This window comes from Burkholderia seminalis (genome assembly GCF_001718535.1).
GTDB classification, from domain to species: Bacteria; Pseudomonadota; Gammaproteobacteria; order Burkholderiales; family Burkholderiaceae; genus Burkholderia; species Burkholderia seminalis.
In genome coordinates this window covers 1,746,167-1,764,373 of sequence record NZ_CP013400.1, presented here as the reverse complement: position 1 = coordinate 1,764,373, position 18,207 = coordinate 1,746,167, and the positions used below count along the sequence as shown (strand labels likewise).

Sequence of the window (18,207 nt, the reverse complement as noted above, 5' to 3'; positions counted from 1 at the left end):
CCAGAAGCTGATAAATTGCTTTGGTGCACACCACCGGTTGCCGCTCGGGAATACCCTGAGCCGGTAACGCCGCGATGCACGGGGTTTCCACGGATCACGCGTTGCCGCCATGAAATACCATCAGTTGAAAGCGTTCGTCACCGTTGCCGAAGAAGGCAGCATCCGTGCGGCCGCACGGCGCCTGAACGTGTCGCCGGCGGCGCTGACGAAGGCGGTCAAGGAACTCGAGATCGCGCTCGGCGTGTCGCTCGTCGTGCGTACCGCGCGCGGCGTTCAACTCACCGCGTTCGGCCAGCAATTGCAGGTGCGCGCGCGGCTGATCGTCGCCGAAATGCAGCGCGCCCGCGACGACATCGAGCAGGCACAGGGGGCGATGACGGGCTCCGTGTCGGCGGCGATCACACCGGCGGCCGCGGTGACGATCCTGCCCGACGCGTTTCGGGCATTCCGGCGCCGCTTCCCGGTGGCGCGCGTCAACCTGATCGAAGGGTTTCCGGGCGTCGCGCTGCCGCGCCTGCACGACGGCTCGCTCGATTTCGCGGTGGCGGTCGTCGTCCCCGAACTGCTGGCGGCCGAGTTCGACCATGCGGAGCTTTACGCGAGCCGCTCGCTGATCGTCGCGCGCAAGGGGCATCCGCTCGCGTCGGCCACGTCGCTCGCCGATCTCGTCGACGCCGACTGGCTGATGAACCCGTCGCCGGAAAGCTCGACGCAGGTGTTGTTCAATTCATTCGTCGCGTACGGGCTGCCGGTGCCGGCGCGCGTCGTCGAATGCCCGAGCTTCGGGCTCGCACACAGCCTGATGACCGGTTGCGACCTGATCGCATCGATGCCCGAGCAATTGCTGCAGGGCGAGTGGGCGCGCGACCAGCTCGCGGTGTTGCCGATTCGCGAGCGGCTGCCGGGTGTCTCGGTACAGGTCGTCACGCGCCGCGACAGCCCGCTGACGCCGGCCGCGGCGATGCTGCTCGACTGCTTGCGCGATTCCGCGCGGCGCAAGGGGTTGCGGTGAACCCGAGTTCCACGGCAATCATGTAGTCATCCTGATGATGATCACCCCGACAAGCGACCGGCGGTCGGCCGTTCCGACGTATGCCGCGCGAGCCGGTATGATATCGGCCGGCCCGCCGCTCCGGCCGGCCTCCAATCCATCACTATCCGGCATCCAGCAATCAGAGGCATCACATGACCAGTGCAACCCAATTCGACAACGTATCGGTCGTCAAGCGCGCGAACGTCTATTTCGACGGCAAGTGCGTGTCGCATACCGTGCTCTTCCCGGACGGCACGCGCAAGACGCTCGGCGTGATCCTGCCGTGCGCGCTCAACTTCGGTACGGACGCGCCCGAATTGATGGAAGTGCAGGCCGGCAAGTGCCGCGTGAAACTCGACGGCAGCAGCGAATGGCAAACCTATGGCGCCGGCGAGTCGTTCTCGGTGCCGGGCAAGAGCCGCTTCGACATCGAAGTGCTCGAGACGCTCGATTACGTCTGCAGCTACCTGTAAGCGCGGGCGGCAGAAAAAGAAAAAGCCCCGTCGAAACGGGGCTTGTCGCAAGCGGATGGCGCAAGGCCATCCGGAGCGCCTGTTCGATTTACAGGCAGGCGTTGATGTCGCCGGCCGACGAGGCATCGCCACCGCGGAAACCGACCCAGGTTTTCGCGTTCGCGGCGTTGGCCGGGCGCACCACGGCGGCAGCGCCGTTCGGCGGCTGCTGGCCCGGTGCATAAACGGCCATGGCGAGGCCGTTCGCCAGTTCGTACTGCGACGTCACTTGCTGTTGCGACTTGTCGGCCCACGTCTTGGCGATGCACTGCGCGACCTGGTCGGCGGGCTTTTGGCTTTGTCCCACGTTCTGCAGGGCAGAATCGGCTGCATGAGCAGAAAATGCCACGGTCAATGCGATGAGCGGTAAGTATTTCGCGTTCACGTTATCTCCCTCGAGTCGTGATTGATTAGGTGGGATCCGCAGTAGTACTGCGTGCTAGTGAGATCGCATCGGGCGAGCACGGTTCCGGCTATTCCGAAACAAGTTGTTAACGCGCTTGCCAAATGGCGGCTCCGGTGCTGTGCAGCGTTGCTGCGATGCGGCATGCGTCGTCTGCGACTCGACGTCATGTGTTGCCCGGTCGGCGCGCGGTCCGGTCGTGTGGTGTCGTGACGGCCGCGGCAAACGGCATGTGCGTGCATGCCGTGCCGCGACTCTTTATCAGATGGCGAAGTGGAATGGCTGATTGATGGCCCCGTCGCATGGACACCATCATGACAAACTTTCGCCCGTCGAACTGTTAACCAACTTTAAACGCGGGACGCGACCGAATGTGATGCAGCACGCGGGGGCATCAGCCCGCCTCGCGGGTGCCTGCGTCGCGCAGGTTGACCGGGACGATGGGGCGGAAGCGCTCGCGCTTCTGTTCGTCGTCGAAGTGATGGCGCGCGGGCTTGATCAGGTCGCTGCGCGACACGATGCCGATGACGCGCAGCGATTGCTCGTCGTCGACGACGGGCAGGCGTTCGAGGCCGAGCATCGCGAGTCGCGATGCGACGACGCGGCACGTTTCGTGCGCGAGCGCGACGACCGGCACGCGGTTGGCGAATGCATCGGAGATCGGCGACTCGGCGCCTGCCTCTGCGCGCCGCGCATCGAGCGTCGCACGATCGACGAGGCCGAGCAGGCGGCCGTGCTGCACGACCGGGTACGCGCGATGCGTCTGCTTCGCGCCGAAGTAGCGCGACTCGACGGTAGCGAGCGTCGTCGCGCCGTCGATCGCGACGACCCGGTCGGCCGACGTCATGACTTCGCCGATGTCATGGCGCTCGAGCGGATCGACGCCGTATTCGCGATAGATGTGATAGCCGCGACGCGCGATCTTCTCCGTCATGATCGAACGCTTCATCACGATGGTCGAGAAACCGTGCGCGACGAGCGTCGCCGCGAGCAGCGGCAGCAGCGCGTTCGCGTCGTGCGTGAGGCCGAATGCGAACACGATCGCGGTCAGCGGAGCGCCGAGCGTGGCACCGAGCGTCGCGGCCATGCATACGAGCGGCCACAGCGCCGGATCGCCGCCCGGCAGCATCGGCGACAGCACGGTGCCGAGGCCGGCGCCGAGCATCAGGAGCGGCGCCAGCACGCCGCCCGACGTGCCCGAGCCGAGCGCGATCACCCACATCACGGCCTTCACGACCAGCAGCGCAAGTGCGATCTTCAACGCGATGTGCTGATGAAGCAGATCGCCGATCACGTCGTAGCCGACGCCGAGCGCGCGCGGTTCGAGCCAGCCGCCGATGCCGATCGCGATCGCGCCGAGCGCGGGCCACCACATCCAGTGCACAGGCAGCTTCGCGAAGGTGTCCTCGACGCGATAGAGCGCCGCCGACAGGCCGCACGCGAGCATGCCCGACAGCAGGCCGGCGACGATGCACGACAGCAGCGCGACGGGCGTCGGCACGGCCGTCGTCAGCGGAAACAGCGGATCGACGCCGAAGCACACCGCGCGTGCGAACCCGGCCACCGCGCACGCCAGCGCGACCGGCAGGAAACTGCGCGGACGCCATTCGAACAGCAGCAGCTCGACCGCGAGCAGCACCGCGGCGACCGGCGTGCCGAACACGGCCGTCATGCCGGCGGCCGCACCGGCCACGAGCAGCGTCTTGCGCTCGGCGGCGGTCACGTGCACGCATTGCGCGACCAGCGAGCCGAGTGCGCCGCCCGTCATGATGATCGGGCCTTCGGCGCCGAACGGGCCGCCGCTGCCGATCACGACGCCGGACGACAGCGGCTTCAGGATCGCGACCTTCGGCGACATGCGACTCTTGCCGAACAGGATCGCCTCGATTGCTTCGGGAATGCCGTGGCCGCGGATCTTCCGCGAACCGAAGCGCGCCATCGTCCCGACGATCAGCCCGCCGATCACCGGGATCACGATCACCCATGCGCCGAGCGTGTTGTTCGCCGGGGAGCGGTCGGCGAACGAGAGCTGCTGGAAGAAGAACAGGTTCGTGAACAGGTGGATCAGGCTCGACAGCACGAACGCGGCGAGTGTGCTGAGCAGGCCGATCCCGGCGGCAAGCAACGCGATCCCGGGCAGGCGTTCATTGGGCGCGAAATCGCGTTTGTGTGGTGCGTTCATCGGCGTGGCAAGGGCAAGGGTCAGTAATCGATCCGGGGCACCTGGAACGTGTCCTTGAGCGACTTCAGCTCGGCGCGATGCATGGCCGCGAGGCGGGCGAGCAGCGTTTCGCCGGCCGGCTCGAGGTGGACCTCGACCTGGCGGCGATCGGCTTCGCTCGGCTTGCGCTTCACGAGCCCGAGCGCTTCGCAGCGCGTCACCAGTGCGACGACGCCGTGATGCTGCGCCTGCAGGCGTTCCGCGAGCTCGCCGATGGTCGCCCATTCGCGATGCGGATAGCCCTTGATGTGCAGCAGCAGCAGGTATTGCAGCGGCGTCACGCCTTCGCTTTGCGCGGCGCGTTCGGAGAAGCGCTCGAAGCGGCGCATCTGGTAACGGAACTCGGACAGTTGCTGGAAATCGCTCTTGTTCAGCGCGCGTCGGGTATCGTTCATCGAGGTCGGTCGTACGGACGGTTTCGGTAGCGTCAAATATATCACAACATGATATAAATGAACGATATTGGGCGGAATGGAGACGGTCCGCGCTGCGTCAGCCGTTTTGTGGCGTCACGTGCGTTACGCGGCCTCGAGCATTTGGGTCTGCCGATAAAGGCCCGTCACGAGATCCGTCTGCGTCATGATCCCGACGAGCCGGCGCGACGCATCGACGACCGGAATGTGGTGGTGGCCCGAATGCGTGAACAGCGGCACGAGCGCGGTGATCGGCATCGTTTCCGGCACGCACGCGACGTCGCGCGTCATCACGGTGGCGACGCTCGCAGGCCGGCCGCCGAGCGATTGCGGCAGTCGCGCGGACAGGCGTTGCCACAGCGGGGCCGGGCGGCGCGGCTGGCGCGTGAGGTCGGCGCGCGTGACGATGCCGGTCAGGCGGCCTTCGCCATCGACCACCGGCAGTGCCTTCACGCAGTGACGGTCGAGCAGTGTCAGCGCGGCCGTTACCGACGTCGACGGTGCGACCTCGATCGTGTGTTTCGTCATGAGGTCGGCGCAAGTGAGCTGGCCGAACGTGCGCGTATAGGCCTGCATCTCGGTTTCGCGCAGCAGCGTTTCGAGATCGTCCGGATCGATGTCGAGCCATTCGCCGCGGCGCTTCAGCACCGCGTCGAGATCGCTGCGCGTGAAGCCGCCGTGCGCCGGCACGGCGCCGCCCGCCCGCGGTTTCGCTTCGGGATGTACGCCGCCATGCGGGTAGCGATGCCCGGTCAGCGCGTGATACGCGAGCGCGGCCGACAGCAGGATCGCCGATTGCAGCGCGATCGGCTCCAGCACGAAACGGAAGCCGAGCGAGTGGATGGCCGGGCCGCCGACCACGGCTGTGAGCGCGACGGCGCCCGACGGCGGGTGCACGCAGCGCAGCGCGAACATGCCGCCGATCGCGCACGCGATCGCGACCGCGGCGGCGGTGACCGGATCGGCGATCCATTGCGCGCAGGCAACGCCGACCGTCGCCGCGACGAGATTGCCGCCGATGATCGACCACGGCTGCGCGAGCGGGCTTGCCGGCACCGCGAACAGCAGCACCGCCGATGCCCCCATCGGCGCGACGAGCAGCGGCACGAGGCCCGGCCCGCCGGGTAGCAGCCGCATCGTGGCGCCGACCGTCGCGATTCCCATGAGCGCACCCGTGCACGAACGCAGGCGCTCGCGCCAGCCAAGCGATATCGGATGCGGAAGGAAGCCGTGCAGCCATTGCCGCAACGTGCGGCGCGATGGAGGGGAGCCTGGTGACATGAACGGGCGAGCGGTAAAGGTGACGGCGCGGTGCGGTGCGCGCGCGGTGACGAGAGCGGAATTATATCGTGTTGTGATATAAATTGCCGCGCGGCATCCAGCCGTTGCGCACGGGGGGAGCCCGAGTCTTGCGAAAACCTTTCGTCCGATGAAAGCTTCGGGGGCGGACAATCGCGCAAATTTGTCTGCGGCGGCGTACAATTCCGGCCACTGAATCCCCCGTCATGCCAGAACCACGTACGCGATGCCCGCTCTCCCGCCTTTTCCCCGGCTCGCTGATCGATTCGACGTGGTTCGCGGCCGCGTTCCGTTTCCCCTCTGACGCGAGCGCCGCCGACGCCTCCCCACTGACTCTCCCCAAGCCAATCCAATGGACATGCTCGAAAACATGCGCCTGTTCGTGCGCGTTGTCGAAGCCGGCAGTTTTACTGCGGTCGCGAAGGAAATCGACGCGACCACCGCGCAGGTGTCGCGCGCGGTCTCGAACCTCGAAGCGCACGTACAGACGCGCCTGCTGCATCGCACGACGCGCCACCTCGGTCTGACCGAAAGCGGCGAACGCTATTTCGAGCGCGCGAAGTCGATCCTCGCGGAAATCGACTACGCGAACGCCGAGGCGCGCAACGCGCTGCTGCGGCCGAGCGGCAAGATGCGCATCCATGCGATGACGGGGCTCGGGCAGAGCCATGTCGTGTCGTCGATCGTCCGGTACCAGGAGGACAATCCCGACGTGTCGGTCGAGCTGACGCTTGCGCAGCGGATGCCGAATCTCGTCGAGGAGGGTTACGACGTGTCGATCGTGACGGCGTCGCAACTGCCCGATTCAGGTTATGTCGCGCAGACCTGCGGCACGAGCTGCAGCGTGCTCGTCGCGTCGCGCGAATACCTGGCGCGGCACGGTACGCCGCAGACGCCCGACGAACTGCCGAACCACGTGTGCCTGCGCCTCGACACGCCGGCGTCGCCGGCCGGCGAATGGCGGCTCGAGCGCAGCGACGGCGAGGAGGCGGTCTACGAACTGCAGCCGGCGCCGTTCCAGGTCAACGTGCCGGACGCGCTGTGCGTCGCGGTGCGCGCCGGGCGCGGGATCGCGTGCGTCGCGCTGTACACGGTGCTCGACGACATTCGCGAAGGGCGGCTGATCCGCGTGCTGCCCGAGTATCGGCTGCAGACGGTGAGCGTGTACGCCGTGTATGCGACGCGCCGTTATCTCGACGCGAAGATCCGCACCTTCCTCGATCACCTGCGCACGACGCTCACGCCTGCGCTGGAGAACGACCTGCGCGAGCTCGAGCGGCTGACGATCGAACCGGCACCAGGCGGCCGCAAGCGCGCGTGACGGCGCGCCTGCGCGCGGCGGCGGCGTTCACGCGGCCGGCGTGATGCGGATCCGCTCGAAGCGGCCCGCGAGCCACGTGTATGCGGCGATGCCGATCAGCCCGTGCGCGGCGACGAACCACAGCGCGCCGGCAAACGAACCCGTGCTGGCGACGAAGTAGCCGATCGCGAGCGGCGTGACGATCCCGGCGATGTTGCCGAGGCCGTTGAACACGCCGCCGCTCAGCCCGACCATGCCTTCCGGCGCCGTATCGGCGAGCACGGCCCAGCCGACCGCCGCCAGCCCCTTGCCGAAGAACGCGATCGTCATCAGCGCGATCACGATCGCGTTCGACGACGCGCCGTTCGCGAGCACGAGCAGCGTCGCCATCGCCATCCCCGCGACGAACGGCGTCTTGCGTGCCTTCGACGGATGCAGTCCACGCCGGATCAGCCAGTCCGACAGCACGCCGCCGAGCACGCCGCCCGTGAACCCGCAGATCGCCGGCAGCGCGGCGACCCAGCCGGCTTCCATGATCGTCATCCCGCGCCCCTTGATCAGGTAGATCGGAAACCACGTGATGAAGAAGTACGTGAGTGCCGTGATGCAGTACTGGCCGATATAGATCGCCCACAGGTTCCGGTGGCGGAACAGTTGCGATGCGTCGTGCCACGACACGCGCGGCCGGTGGCGGACGCGATTCGCCTCGAGATCGACGAGCGCGCCGTGTGCGCGCAGGTAGTCACGCTCCGCATCGGTCACGCGCGGGTGGCCGTGAGGTTCGCGATACCACGCGAACCACAGCACCGCGAGCGCGATGCCGAGCAACCCCATCCACAGGAACACGTGCTCCCAGCCGAGCGCGTGCGTGAGCCAGGCCATCGCGGGCGTGAACAGCACGACGGCCATGTACTGCGCGGAATTGAACAGCGCCGACGCGGTGCCGCGTTCGGCGGTCGGGAACCAGCAGGCGACGATCCGCGAATTGGCGGGGAAGGCCGGCGATTCGACGAGGCCGAGCATGAAGCGCATGACGAACAGCGCGAGCGTCGCGCCCACACCCTGCACGGCGAGCCAGCCGACCGTGCCCTGCAGCATCGTGAAGACCGACCACAGCAGCAGGCTCAGGCCGTACACGCGCCGCGCGCCGAAGCGGTCGAGCAGCCAGCCGCCCGGGACCTGGCCGATCGCATAGGCCCAGGCGAACGCGGAAAAGACGATGCCGAGCTGCACGGGCGTCAGCCCGAGGTCGTGCGCGACGCCGGTGCCGGCGATCGACATCGTCGCGCGATCCGCGTAGTTGATGACGGTGACCGCGAAAATCAGCGCGAGGACCGTGTAGCGGACGCGGCCGATCGTGCGCGACGCGGCGGGGGAGGCGGCGAGGGCGGCGCCGCTGGATCGATTGGGCATGCGTGTCTCCTGGCCTCCGTCGGGCGGAGGCATCGGTTGTCGTATCGAGGATGCCGGCCGTACGGCCGCGCCGCGGTCAGCCGGTGACGCTGGTCGGCGGGCGCTGGCCCGCGAAACACGCGGCGAGGTTGGCGAGCACGATCCGGCCCATCTCTTCGCGCGTTTCGTGCGTGGCGCTCGCGCGGTGCGGCTGCACGACGACGCGGTCGAGTTCGAGCAGCGCGGCCGGGACGTGCGGCTCGTTCGCGAACACGTCGAGGCCGGCGCCGGCGATCGTGCCGTCGGCCAGCGCGCGTACGAGCGCGGCCTCGTCGACCAGCTTGCCGCGCGCGACATTGATCAGGAATCCTTGCGGGCCGAGCGCGGCGAGCACGTCGGCCGTCACGAGCACGTTGCCGTGATCGGCCGATGCCGCGATCACGAGCACGTCGCTGTCGCGCGCGAGGGCGGCGAGATCGGGCACGTAGCGATAGCTGCTGTCGCGGTGCTCGCGCGGGCCGAAGTAGCTCACGGGCATCCGGAACGCCTGCGCGCGCTGCGCGATCGCGCGGCCCACGCGGCCGAGCCCGACGATGCCGAGCCGCTTGCCGGTGACCTGCGTCGCGAGCGGCCGGGCCGTCTTGCCCCAGCGGCCGGCGCGCACGATCCGCTCGCCGGCGCCGAGATCGCGCAGCGTCATCAGGATCAGCCCCAGCGCCATGTCGGCCACGTCGTCGGTCAGCACGTCGGGTGTCGTCGTCACGTGGATGCCGCGTGCGCGGGCGCGATCGAGATCGACCGCATCGGTGCCGATGCCGTTGATCGCGACGATCTCGAGCGCGCTCAGCCGGTCCATCAGCGCGGCGGACAGGCCGTTCGCGCCGCCGGTCACGACACCCCGAATGCGCGAGGCCACGCGATCGAGCAGCGCGTCGGGTTGCGCGGCCGCATACGGTCGGTGCACCGCGTAACGGGCGGACAGTTCGGCGTCGATGGTGTCGGGGAGCGGCTGGGTCAGCAGGATGTCGATGGTCATGAAGGTCTCGGTCGTCGTGTTCGGCGCGGGCCGTGCATCAGGTGGAACCGAGTATAGGAATCGCATCGATATCGGTCTAACATCAAAAGACTATCGATTGATTCAAGATTTGGATGATTGAACTACACCAGCTTCGCTGCTTCGTCGCGGTGGCCGAGGAACTGCATTTCGGCCGCGCGGCCAAGCGGCTCTTCATGACCCAGCCGCCGCTCAGCCGGCAGATCCAGCTGCTCGAGCACGCGCTCGGCATCGCGCTGCTCGAACGCAGCAGCCGGCAGGTCAGCCTGACCGCGGCCGGCGAGCGCTTCCTGCGCGATGCGCGGCACATCCTCGAATTCTCGGCACGGGCCGAGCAGGCCGCGCAGCGCGTCGCGCACGGCGGGGCCGGCCGCATCACGCTCGGCTTTACGGCCGTCAGTGCGTACCGGATGATTCCGGTGCTGCTCGCGCACGCCGCGCATGCGCTGCCGGACGTCGACGTCGAATTGCGCGAAATGGTGTCGACCGTGCAGATCGACGCGCTCGCGTCGCGGATGCTCGACGCGGGTTTCGTGCGCCAGCGCGCGGCGCGCCAGCCGCTGGAATACCGGCTCGTGCAGCGCGAGCCGATGCTCGTCGCGGTCGCGCAAGGCGCGCCGCTCGCCGGCTACGAGCAGATCGGCCCCGACGAGCTCGACCGGCAGCCGTTCATCGCGTACTCGCCGAACGAGGGGAAGTACTTCCACGACATGATCTCGGGGATGTTCGCGGGCGCCGGGCGGCTGCCGAACTACCTGCATTACGTCGGGCAGACGCATACGATCCTCGGCCTCGTGCGCGCGGGGCTCGGCGCGGCGCTGGTGCCGGCATCGGCGCGCGAGCTTCATGTCGACGGCGTGGTGTTCCGGCCGCTGGCGGGCGTCAATGTCGCGGCCGAGCTGTATCTCGCGTGGCGGGCGGACAACGATAATCCGGCGCTGCCGGTGTTCAACGCGATGGTCGAGCGGTTTCTGACCGAGAGCACGGACGACGTGGGCGTCTAGCGGCGTTTGCTCGCACGAGCGTGCGCCGGCGTGCGCCGAAAAGTCTGTCGTCTGACGATTCGATCCGCCGTTCGAATTGTTTCGGCTGCAGCCGAAAATGTGCTGGAAGCGGCCAATTTTTGTCCGGTTTTCGCGAAAAAACGCGCTGCACGCCCCCTTGGTTTTCATTTCAGGCAGGGGAAACCCTCATTTTTCCTTATCGGTCATCGTATTACTGTATCGATACACTAAATCGATACAGTGACGTCGCGAGGCGCACTGCAAAGGAGACGGCTCATGAATACCTACACCCGGCGGCGCTTCCTGCAGACGGTGTCGGCGGCCACGCTCGCGGCCGCGGGCGGCTTGCCGGAAAGCGTGCGCGCGCAGCAGCCGGTCGTCGCGCTGCGCTGCTCGTCGTCGATGCCGGCCGACCGGAACGCCGCGCACTACGTGTGGTACGAGCGTCTCGCCGCGAACCTGAAGGCGAGCGTGGGCGATGCGATCCGGGTCGACTACTTTCCGAACAGCCAGCTCGGCAAGGAAAACGACGTCGTGCAGCAGGTCAAGATCGGCGCGATCGACATGATGATCGCGGGCTCGTCGATCTGGGCCACGATCGCGCCGGAGCTCGGGATGCTCGATCTCGGCTACCTGTTCGACAGCTATGCGCATGTCGCGAAGGCGCTCGACGGGCCGGTCGGCACGAGCCTGAACACGCTGCTGCAAAAGCGCGCCGGATGTTCGGTGCTGACCTGGGGCTCGCATTTCGGCGGCCGCTGCGTGTTCACGAAGCAGCCGGTGACGGCGCTGGCGGGACTGAAGGGGACGAAGCTGCGCGTGCTGCCGACGCCCGCGTTCATGGACACCTTCAAGGCGATGGGCGCGGTGCCGACGCCGATTCCGTTCGGCGAGCTGTACATGGCCGTGCAGACGGGCGTCGTCGACGGCCTGGAACACGATCCCGCCACGGTGCTCGCGAGCCGCTTCGACGAGACCGTGAAGTCGTGCTGGCAATCGCACCACGTGTTCGCGGCGATGACCGTCGTGATGGGGCGGCGTGCGCTCGACCGGATTCCGGCTCATCTGCGGCCGGCGTTCGAGCGCGCGGTGGCCGACGCGACCGTGCAGCAGCGTGCGATTGCCGCGCAGAAGGCCGCGCAGGCGGAGCAGGCGCTGAAGCAGCGCGGCATGTCGTTTTACCCGCTGGCCGATGCCGAGCGCGCGGTGCTGCGGCAGACGATGCGCGACCGCCTGTATGTCGCGTTCGCGAAGCAGTATCCGGCCACCGCGCCGCTGTTTCCGGCGATCGCCGCCGCGCGGGGTTGAGCGATGGACATGCATTCCGTCTCGGGCGCCGCATCGGCGCCCGCTGCAGGCCAACCGGCGCATCGCGCCGCCCGCGTGCTCGATGCGGCGCTGCGCTGGATTGAAATCCTGTCGGCGGCGGTGCTCGCCGTCGACGTGCTCGTCGTGTTCGTGTCGGTCGTGTTCCGCTATTTCCTGCACGACCCGGTCGACTGGGCCGAGGAAGTGGCCAGTGCGCTGATGATCGTGCTGGTGTTCTTCGGCGCGGCGACGGTGCTGGGGCGCAGCCAGCATGTCGGCATCGACGTGTTTCGCGGCCGGCTGCCGGCACGCTGGCAGGGCGCGCTGATCCAGGTCGGTCACTGGATCGTGGCGGCCGTCGCGCTGAACCTGCTGGTGTCGTCGTGCCAGTTGCTCGCGGATTCGTACGACCAGATGACGACGGGCGGCTTGCCGGGCTGGATCAACGGGTATCCGATGATGTTCGGCGCGCTGTTCATGACGGTATTCGCACTCGCCAATGCGCTGAACGCGCCGCGCCGCCGGGTGATCGGCACGTTCGCGTGCTGTGCGGCGCTCGCGGTCGCCGTGTACGGCTGGAACGCACTGTGGCCCGCGCATGCGGTCGCGCCGGGCACGCTGCTCGTCGCGGGCTTCGTCGGCGGGCTGGTGCTCGGCGTGCCGATCGGGTTCGTACTGGCGTTTTCCGCGCTGCTGTATTTCCTCGCGGATCCGACGCTGCCGCTGCTCGTCTACTCGCAACAGGTGATGGCCGGTGCCGATCACTTCGTGCTGCTGGCGGTGCCGTTCTTCGTGCTGGCGGGGCTGCTGATGGAGTCCAACGGCATGTCCGCGCGGCTCGTCGAGTTGCTGCTGCGGATGTTCGGACGCGTGCGGGGCGGGCTCGGCCTGATCGTGATCTTCGCGACCGCGTGTTTTTCCGGCGTGTCGGGCTCGAAGCTGGCCGATATCGCGGCGGTGGGCGGCGTCGTGATGCCCGCCGTGCGCCGCGCACGGCAGGACCCGAACGAAACCGCCGCGCTGCTCGCGTGCAGCGCGGTGATGGCCGAGACGATTCCGCCCTGCGTGAACATGATCATCATGGGCTTCGTCGCGAACATCTCGATCGCCGGGCTGTTCGTCGCCGGGATCGTGCCGGCGGCCGTGCTGGCCGCGTCGCTCGCGGTCGTGACGGTGATCACCGGGCGCAAGATCGACGTGGCCGAGGTGTTCGTCGAGCGTCGCGCGTGGCTGCCGCTCGCGGGCGGCGCGCTCGTCGCGCTGGTCATGGTCGCGATGATCGGCAAGGGCGTGACGTCGGGTGTCGCGACGTCGACCGAGGTGTCCGCGTTTGCGGTGGTCTACGCGCTGGTCGTGGGCTGGCTCGCGTTCCGCGAACTGACGTGGCGTTCGGTCGGCCGCGTGTTCGTGCGCGCCGCATCGATGGCGAGCGGCATCCTGTTCATCGTCGCGGCGGCGTCGAGCGTGTCGTTCGCGCTGTCGATCGAGCAGATTCCGGCGCTCGTCTCGGGCACAATGACGGCGTTCGCCCATCAGTACGGCGCGACGATGTTCCTGCTGTTGTCGGCGCTGCTGATGATCGTGTTCGGCGCCGTGCTCGAAGGCGCGCCCGCGCTGATCATCTTCGGGCCGCTGCTCGCGCCGATCGCGCTGCAGCTCGGCATCAACCCGCTGCATTTCGGTACGGTCGTGGTGGTGGCGATGGGGTTCGGGCTGTTCGCGCCGCCGGTCGGCCTCGGGTTGTTCACGACGTGCGCGATCACGGGCACCGAGGTCGGGCGCGTGGCCCGGCCGATGGTGAAATACCTGCTGGTGCTGTTCGTCGCCCTGGTGGCGCTGATCTTCGCACCGGCGTTTTCGTTGTGGCTGCCGGCCCGTTTCGGCCTGTAGCCCGTTCCATGCAAGACGACATGAGTACGATTCAGGACGTGGCCCGTCATGCGGCCGTTTCGGTCAGCACGGTTTCGAACGTGCTCAACGGCCGTACCGATCAGATGAAGCCGGAAACGCTCGAACGCGTGAAGGCCGCGATGGACGCGCTGCGGTACCGGCCGAGCACGCTCGCGCGCCAGCTCAAGACGGGGCAGACGCCGCTCGTCGGACTGCTGGTGCCGTCGATGGCGAACCCGATGTACGGCTACATCGCGCGCGAGGTCGAGGCCTGCGCGCAGGAACAGTACGGTCATCGCGTGCTGATCGGCAACACGTATCGCGACGCGCGCAAGGAGGCGTCGTTCTTCGACGATCTCTACGCGCATGGCGTGCGGCGCGTGATCGTGATCTCGTCGCTCGCCGACGAAAGTCACCTCGAGCGCGCGGCCGAACGCGGGATGACGGTCGTCAGCTACGACCGCCGCGCGACGCCCGGCGAGCCATCGAAGGTCGACCATGTGACGGCCGACAACGAGGCGGCCGCGCGGCTCGCGACGCGCCGCCTCGTCGAGGCGGGCCATACGCGGCTCGCGTTCGCGACGGTGGCCGGCATCACCGTGAGCCGCAGCGACAAGATCCGCGGCTTTCTCGCCGTGGCAGGCGAGGCGGGCGGCGCCACCCAGGCGCGCGTGCTCGACGGCGGCCCCGCCAACGAATACGGCGATTCGGTGATCGTCGATGTCGGGCGTGCGCTCGGCGTCGAGCTCGCGGCCGATCCCGCACGGCCGACCGGCATCGTCGCGGTCAACGACCTGTTCGCGCTCGGCCTGATGGCGGGGCTGCGCGACGGCGGGTTGCGGGTGCCGGACGATGTATCCGTCGTCGGGATGGACGGTCATTTCCTGTCGGCGATCTCGTGGCCGGCGCTGACCACGGTGCAATTGCCCGTTACCGAAATGGCCGGCGAGATGGTGCGGCGCGTGATGCGGCAGGAGGGCGACGCGCCGTCGGCCGCCGGGCAATGCGTGTTCGCGGACGTGACGCTCGTCGAGCGCGCGTCGGTGGCGCCGCCGACGCATGCGGCCGGCACGAGCGGAGGCCGCGCATGACGCGCGTCTACGTCACGCATCCGGTCGGGATGATCGACCACTACTTCGGCGCCAGGGCGCTCGACGCGCTGCGCGCGATCGCGGATGTCGCCTGCAACCCGCACGATCGCGAACTCGACACGGACGAGCTGATTGCCGCCGCGCAGGGATGCGACGCGATCGTCGCGTACCGGCAGACCCCGGCACCGCGCGCGCTGTTCGCGGGGCTGCCGGCACTCGCCGCGTTCCTGCGTTGCGCGGTCGACATCCGCACGGTCGACGTCGCCGCGGCGAGCGCGTTCGGCGTGCTGGTCACGCAGGCGAGCCCCGGCTTCGGGCCGGCCGTCGCCGAATGGGTGGTCGGCGCGATGATCGACCTCGCGCGCGGGATCGGTGGCTACGCGGACGCGTACCATCGTGGCGCGCCGCCCGCGCCCCGGATGGGGCGCGAATTGCGCGGCAGCACGCTCGGCCTGATCGGCTACGGGCAGATCGCGCGCCATCTCGCACCGATCGCGACGGCGCTCGGCATGCGCGTGCTCGTCAGCGATCCGTACGTGCAGGTCGATGCGCGGCCGCTCGAACAGGTCGACTCCGCCACGTTGCTGCGCGACGCGGATTACGTCGTCTGCCTTGCCCCGGCCACGCCGGCCACCGCGAACCTGCTCGATGCGGCGGCATTCGCCGCGATGAAGCCGGGCGCGTGCTTCATCAATGCGTCCCGCGGCGAACTCGTCGACGAGCAGGCGCTGGCCGACGCGCTCGACGGCGGCCGGCTGGCAGGCTGCGCGCTCGACGTCGGCCGCGCGGCGGACCAGATGCCGACGCCCGCGCTGGCCGCGCATCCGCGCGTCATCGCGACCCCGCACATCGGCGGGCTGACGCTGCCGGCGATCGAGCATCAGGCGCTGGAGACGGTCGACCAGCTCGCCGCGCTGCTCGACGGGCGCGTGCCGACCGGCGCCGTCAACGCGGCGCAGGCGACGCGGCTGGAGCGCTGGCGTTCGGCCGTCGCGTCTGCCGCACGGGGCATGCGATGACGCACGACACGACGGGCAGTCGGCCGCCGAACCTGTGCGATTGCCATATCCATATCTACGACGATGCGTATCCGCTCGCGCCGACGGCGACCTTCCGTCCCCCGCATGCGCCGGTGGACGCGTATCGGCGCATGCAACAGGCGCTCGGTCTCACGCGTGTGGTCGTCGTGCAGCCGACCGGCTATGGCTTCGACAACCGCTGCACGCTTGACGCATTGGCCGCGTTCGGCCCGCAGGCGCGCGGCGTCGCGACGGTGCCGGTCGACGTGCCGGACGCCGCGCTCGAGCGGCTGCATGCGGCCGGTATCCGCGGCGTGCGCTTCATGACGCTCGCAGGCGGCGTCGCGCGCTGGGACGAACTGGAACGCCTGGCCGCGCGGATCGCGCCGCTCGGCTGGCACGTCGACGTGCAGCTCGACGGCCGGACGCTGCCGGACGTCGGGTCGATGCTGGCGTCGTTGCCGGCGCGTGTCGTGATCGATCACACGGGCAAGTTCCTGACGCCGGTTGAAACGGAGGCGCCGGCGTTCGTCGCGTTGCGGCGCCTGCTCGATCGCGGCCACGTGTGGGTGAAGCTGTCCGCGCCTTACGAAACGTCGCAGTCCGGTGCGCCCGGTTACGGCGACGTCGCGCGCCTCGCCGCGGTGCTCGCGCGCGAGCACGCGGCGCGTTGCGTGTGGGGCAGCAATTGGCCGCACCCGAATGCGTCGCCAGTGCCCGACGATGCAAACCTGCTGGGCTGGCTGTACGCCTGTGCCGCGAACGACGCGGCGGCCCGTACGATTCTCGTCGACAATCCGGCGGCGCTCTACGGGTTCGATGCGCGCACCTCGCCCGACGCCGCGACGTAGCTGCCGGTCGACCGGCCGGCCGCAGGCTGCGGGACGATGCCAAGCAATCCTGACCGGGCACGGGCGCTTGCCGTGCCGGCAACATGCTTACGGTGTTGAAAGTTGACGTGCGGTGCACGCTTTCGATCGGGAAAGCCACGGGCCATGCCGACCGCTTGACGCTGAATGCCGGTCGGCGCAGGATACGTTCGTGCATTTGGAGCGGGACGCGCCGGCCGCGCGGTTCCTGCACCCGCGACACGCAAAAGAACAACGATGAGCCTTTACGCCCTCGTACCGGAATACCGGCGCCGCATCCGTTCGCGCGCCGCGACGACGCTTCACCCGACGCCCGCCGCGTCACGTATCCGTCATCCCGTTTCGTACCGCACGTCGGTACACTTTCCCGTCCGCGCACGGGCCGCGACGATGAACGGCGCCGGTTCGGCCTGCCGCATCGCACCGTCGCACGCCGCCCCCGATCACCGCATTCCGAACGGCGCCTACACCGGCGTCTCGTGACGTCCGCACGCGCCCATCCTTGCATTGCGCCGCCGGCTTGCCTGTCTGCCGGGCGGCACCGGAGTCCGAAGCATTTCGATTGAGCTTGAAAAAGCACACGTACGCAGTTCGGTTCGAGGTTCCAGGAGAAAAACTCATGTCGCAGCTTTCGAATGAAGCAAACGGCAGTTCGGGGAGTGGCAAGGTCAAGCTGATCAAGTGGGCGATCATCGTCGCCGGCGTCGCGATCGCGGCACCGGCCGCGCTGTTCATCCTGAAGGGGGTGATCGCGCTGGTCACGGCGGGCGTGATCGGTCTCGGCGCGATTTATCTGGCGCCGGTCGTCGCGATGAAGCTCGCGAACCAGAAGGTGAAGATGATCGTCGAGGAGGCGCAGTCGAATCCGATCGAGACGCTGATCAACCAGCTCGCGGAAAAGCGCCAGGACGCGCAGAAGTTCGCGGACAGCATCACCGCGTTTCGTACCGAGGTGAAGAACTTCGAGGGCAAGACGGAACTGTTCGAGAAGCAGTACCCGGACGACGCGCCACGCTTTCGCGCGCAGCTCGACACGATGAAGCAGCTGCTCGCGTTTCGCGAGGGCCGCTACAAGCAGGTGCAGGTCGAACTGAAGAATTTCGCGGCGGCGATCGACCGCGCGAAGGCGATGTGGGACATGTCGCAGGCGGCGCAGAAGATGAACAAGCTCGCGGGCCGGCAGGCGTCCGATACGTTCGAGCAGATCAAGACCGACGTGGCCGTCGATTCGGTGATGCGCTCGGTCAACAAGGCGTTCTCCGAGATGGAGACGTCGCTGATGGATAACCCCGAGGTCAAGCAGGCGCAGCAGCAGGCGGTGCTGAACGGCGGCCGCGCGCCCGGACTCGATGCGGCGAACCCCGCGCAGTTGCCGTCCAAACAACAATAACTTCCCGCA

General features: G+C 68.2%; 16 protein-coding genes. 10 read left to right on the top strand and 6 right to left on the bottom strand.

The features are described 5' to 3' along the window. The first annotated feature begins 109 nt into the window (after nucleotides 1–109). The gene (locus tag WJ12_RS28580) at nucleotides 110–1,012 is read left to right on the top strand and encodes a LysR substrate-binding domain-containing protein (protein WP_049034222.1); all 903 of its coding nucleotides are present in this window, start codon (nucleotides 110–112) and stop codon (nucleotides 1,010–1,012) included. A gap of 173 nt (nucleotides 1,013–1,185) precedes the next feature. Further along, nucleotides 1,186–1,506, top strand: coding sequence for a pyrimidine/purine nucleoside phosphorylase (gene ppnP, locus WJ12_RS28575; RefSeq protein WP_006478890.1), 321 nt, complete (start codon nucleotides 1,186–1,188; stop codon nucleotides 1,504–1,506). 88 nt (nucleotides 1,507–1,594) lie between these two features. Here ppnP and WJ12_RS28570 read toward each other — a convergent pair whose 3' ends face one another. From WJ12_RS28570 to WJ12_RS28555, 4 genes are all read right to left on the bottom strand, one after another. Then, nucleotides 1,595–1,930, bottom strand: a complete 336-nt coding sequence (locus tag WJ12_RS28570; RefSeq protein WP_021162025.1) for a hypothetical protein — start codon at nucleotides 1,928–1,930, stop codon at nucleotides 1,595–1,597. Between the two features lie 412 nt (nucleotides 1,931–2,342). Next, nucleotides 2,343–4,130 (bottom strand): chloride channel protein, encoded by a 1,788-nt coding sequence (locus WJ12_RS28565; protein ID WP_059556634.1) that lies wholly within the window; start codon nucleotides 4,128–4,130, stop codon nucleotides 2,343–2,345. Nucleotides 4,131–4,150: 20 nt separating this feature from the next. Continuing rightward, nucleotides 4,151–4,564 (bottom strand): MarR family winged helix-turn-helix transcriptional regulator, encoded by a 414-nt coding sequence (locus WJ12_RS28560; RefSeq protein WP_034187884.1) that lies wholly within the window; start codon nucleotides 4,562–4,564, stop codon nucleotides 4,151–4,153. A gap of 123 nt (nucleotides 4,565–4,687) precedes the next feature. After that, nucleotides 4,688–5,863: an HPP family protein gene (locus WJ12_RS28555; protein WP_059556633.1), complete on the bottom strand. Its 1,176-nt coding sequence runs from the start codon at nucleotides 5,861–5,863 to the stop codon at nucleotides 4,688–4,690. Nucleotides 5,864–6,233: 370 nt separating this feature from the next. Between WJ12_RS28555 and WJ12_RS28550 the strand changes: the two genes are divergently transcribed. Next, the gene (locus WJ12_RS28550) at nucleotides 6,234–7,202 is read left to right on the top strand and encodes a LysR family transcriptional regulator (protein WP_034187882.1); all 969 of its coding nucleotides are present in this window, start codon (nucleotides 6,234–6,236) and stop codon (nucleotides 7,200–7,202) included. A 27-nt stretch (nucleotides 7,203–7,229) separates the two neighbouring features. Here WJ12_RS28550 and WJ12_RS28545 read toward each other — a convergent pair whose 3' ends face one another. Together WJ12_RS28545 and WJ12_RS28540 are read right to left on the bottom strand one after the other, a co-directional pair. After that, on the bottom strand, nucleotides 7,230–8,594 hold the full coding sequence (locus WJ12_RS28545; RefSeq protein WP_059556632.1) for an MFS transporter: 1,365 nt from the start codon (nucleotides 8,592–8,594) through the stop codon (nucleotides 7,230–7,232). Between the two features lie 76 nt (nucleotides 8,595–8,670). Next, complete coding sequence (locus tag WJ12_RS28540; RefSeq protein ID WP_059556631.1) at nucleotides 8,671–9,609, bottom strand: 2-hydroxyacid dehydrogenase; 939 nt, start codon at nucleotides 9,607–9,609, stop codon at nucleotides 8,671–8,673. Between the two features lie 113 nt (nucleotides 9,610–9,722). On the opposite strand from WJ12_RS28540, the gene WJ12_RS28535 reads away from it, so the two are divergent. The 7 genes from WJ12_RS28535 (at nucleotide 9,723) to WJ12_RS28500 (ending at nucleotide 18,198) form a co-directional block, all read left to right on the top strand. Beyond that, a complete protein-coding gene (locus tag WJ12_RS28535) occupies nucleotides 9,723–10,631 on the top strand; it encodes a LysR family transcriptional regulator (RefSeq protein WP_034187879.1) in 909 nt (302 codons plus the stop codon). Between the two features lie 276 nt (nucleotides 10,632–10,907). After that, entirely contained in the window at nucleotides 10,908–11,939 is a 1,032-nt protein-coding gene (locus WJ12_RS28530; protein ID WP_034187878.1) for a TRAP transporter substrate-binding protein, read from the top strand. A gap of 3 nt (nucleotides 11,940–11,942) precedes the next feature. Beyond that, on the top strand, nucleotides 11,943–13,829 hold the full coding sequence (locus tag WJ12_RS28525; protein WP_082744620.1) for a TRAP transporter large permease: 1,887 nt from the start codon (nucleotides 11,943–11,945) through the stop codon (nucleotides 13,827–13,829). 8 nt (nucleotides 13,830–13,837) lie between these two features. Then, complete coding sequence (locus tag WJ12_RS28520) at nucleotides 13,838–14,920, top strand: LacI family DNA-binding transcriptional regulator (protein WP_059556630.1); 1,083 nt, start codon at nucleotides 13,838–13,840, stop codon at nucleotides 14,918–14,920. Then, nucleotides 14,917–15,939: an NAD(P)-dependent oxidoreductase gene (locus WJ12_RS28515; protein ID WP_059556629.1), complete on the top strand. Its 1,023-nt coding sequence runs from the start codon at nucleotides 14,917–14,919 to the stop codon at nucleotides 15,937–15,939. Before WJ12_RS28520 ends, WJ12_RS28515 begins: the two co-directional genes overlap by 4 nt. After that, the gene (locus WJ12_RS28510) at nucleotides 15,936–16,790 is read left to right on the top strand and encodes an amidohydrolase family protein (RefSeq protein WP_034187874.1); all 855 of its coding nucleotides are present in this window, start codon (nucleotides 15,936–15,938) and stop codon (nucleotides 16,788–16,790) included. The genes WJ12_RS28515 and WJ12_RS28510 overlap by 4 nt, the downstream gene beginning before the upstream one ends. Nucleotides 16,791–17,427: 637 nt before the next feature. Further along, a complete protein-coding gene (locus tag WJ12_RS28500) occupies nucleotides 17,428–18,198 on the top strand; it encodes a hypothetical protein (RefSeq protein ID WP_034187872.1) in 771 nt (256 codons plus the stop codon). Nucleotides 18,199–18,207 lie beyond the last annotated feature (9 nt).

Bases quoted from the DNA above. Each gene is read 5' to 3' on its own strand.
- WJ12_RS28500 (WP_034187872.1), top strand. From the start codon at position 17,428: ATGTCGCAGCTTTCGAATGAAGCAAACGGCAGTTCGGGGAGTGGCAAG.
- WJ12_RS28540 (WP_059556631.1), bottom strand. From the start codon at position 9,609: ATGACCATCGACATCCTGCTGACCCAGCCGCTCCCCGACACCATCGAC.
- WJ12_RS28560 (WP_034187884.1), bottom strand. From the start codon at position 4,564: ATGAACGATACCCGACGCGCGCTGAACAAGAGCGATTTCCAGCAACTG.
- WJ12_RS28525 (WP_082744620.1), top strand. From the start codon at position 11,943: ATGGACATGCATTCCGTCTCGGGCGCCGCATCGGCGCCCGCTGCAGGC.
- ppnP (WP_006478890.1), top strand. From the start codon at position 1,186: ATGACCAGTGCAACCCAATTCGACAACGTATCGGTCGTCAAGCGCGCG.
- WJ12_RS28530 (WP_034187878.1), top strand. From the start codon at position 10,908: ATGAATACCTACACCCGGCGGCGCTTCCTGCAGACGGTGTCGGCGGCC.
- WJ12_RS28535 (WP_034187879.1), top strand. From the start codon at position 9,723: ATGATTGAACTACACCAGCTTCGCTGCTTCGTCGCGGTGGCCGAGGAA.
- WJ12_RS28545 (WP_059556632.1), bottom strand. From the start codon at position 8,594: ATGCCCAATCGATCCAGCGGCGCCGCCCTCGCCGCCTCCCCCGCCGCG.
- WJ12_RS28580 (WP_049034222.1), top strand. From the start codon at position 110: ATGAAATACCATCAGTTGAAAGCGTTCGTCACCGTTGCCGAAGAAGGC.
- WJ12_RS28555 (WP_059556633.1), bottom strand. From the start codon at position 5,863: ATGTCACCAGGCTCCCCTCCATCGCGCCGCACGTTGCGGCAATGGCTG.
- WJ12_RS28550 (WP_034187882.1), top strand. From the start codon at position 6,234: ATGGACATGCTCGAAAACATGCGCCTGTTCGTGCGCGTTGTCGAAGCC.
- WJ12_RS28520 (WP_059556630.1), top strand. From the start codon at position 13,838: ATGCAAGACGACATGAGTACGATTCAGGACGTGGCCCGTCATGCGGCC.
- WJ12_RS28565 (WP_059556634.1), bottom strand. From the start codon at position 4,130: ATGAACGCACCACACAAACGCGATTTCGCGCCCAATGAACGCCTGCCC.
- WJ12_RS28510 (WP_034187874.1), top strand. From the start codon at position 15,936: ATGACGCACGACACGACGGGCAGTCGGCCGCCGAACCTGTGCGATTGC.
- WJ12_RS28515 (WP_059556629.1), top strand. From the start codon at position 14,917: ATGACGCGCGTCTACGTCACGCATCCGGTCGGGATGATCGACCACTAC.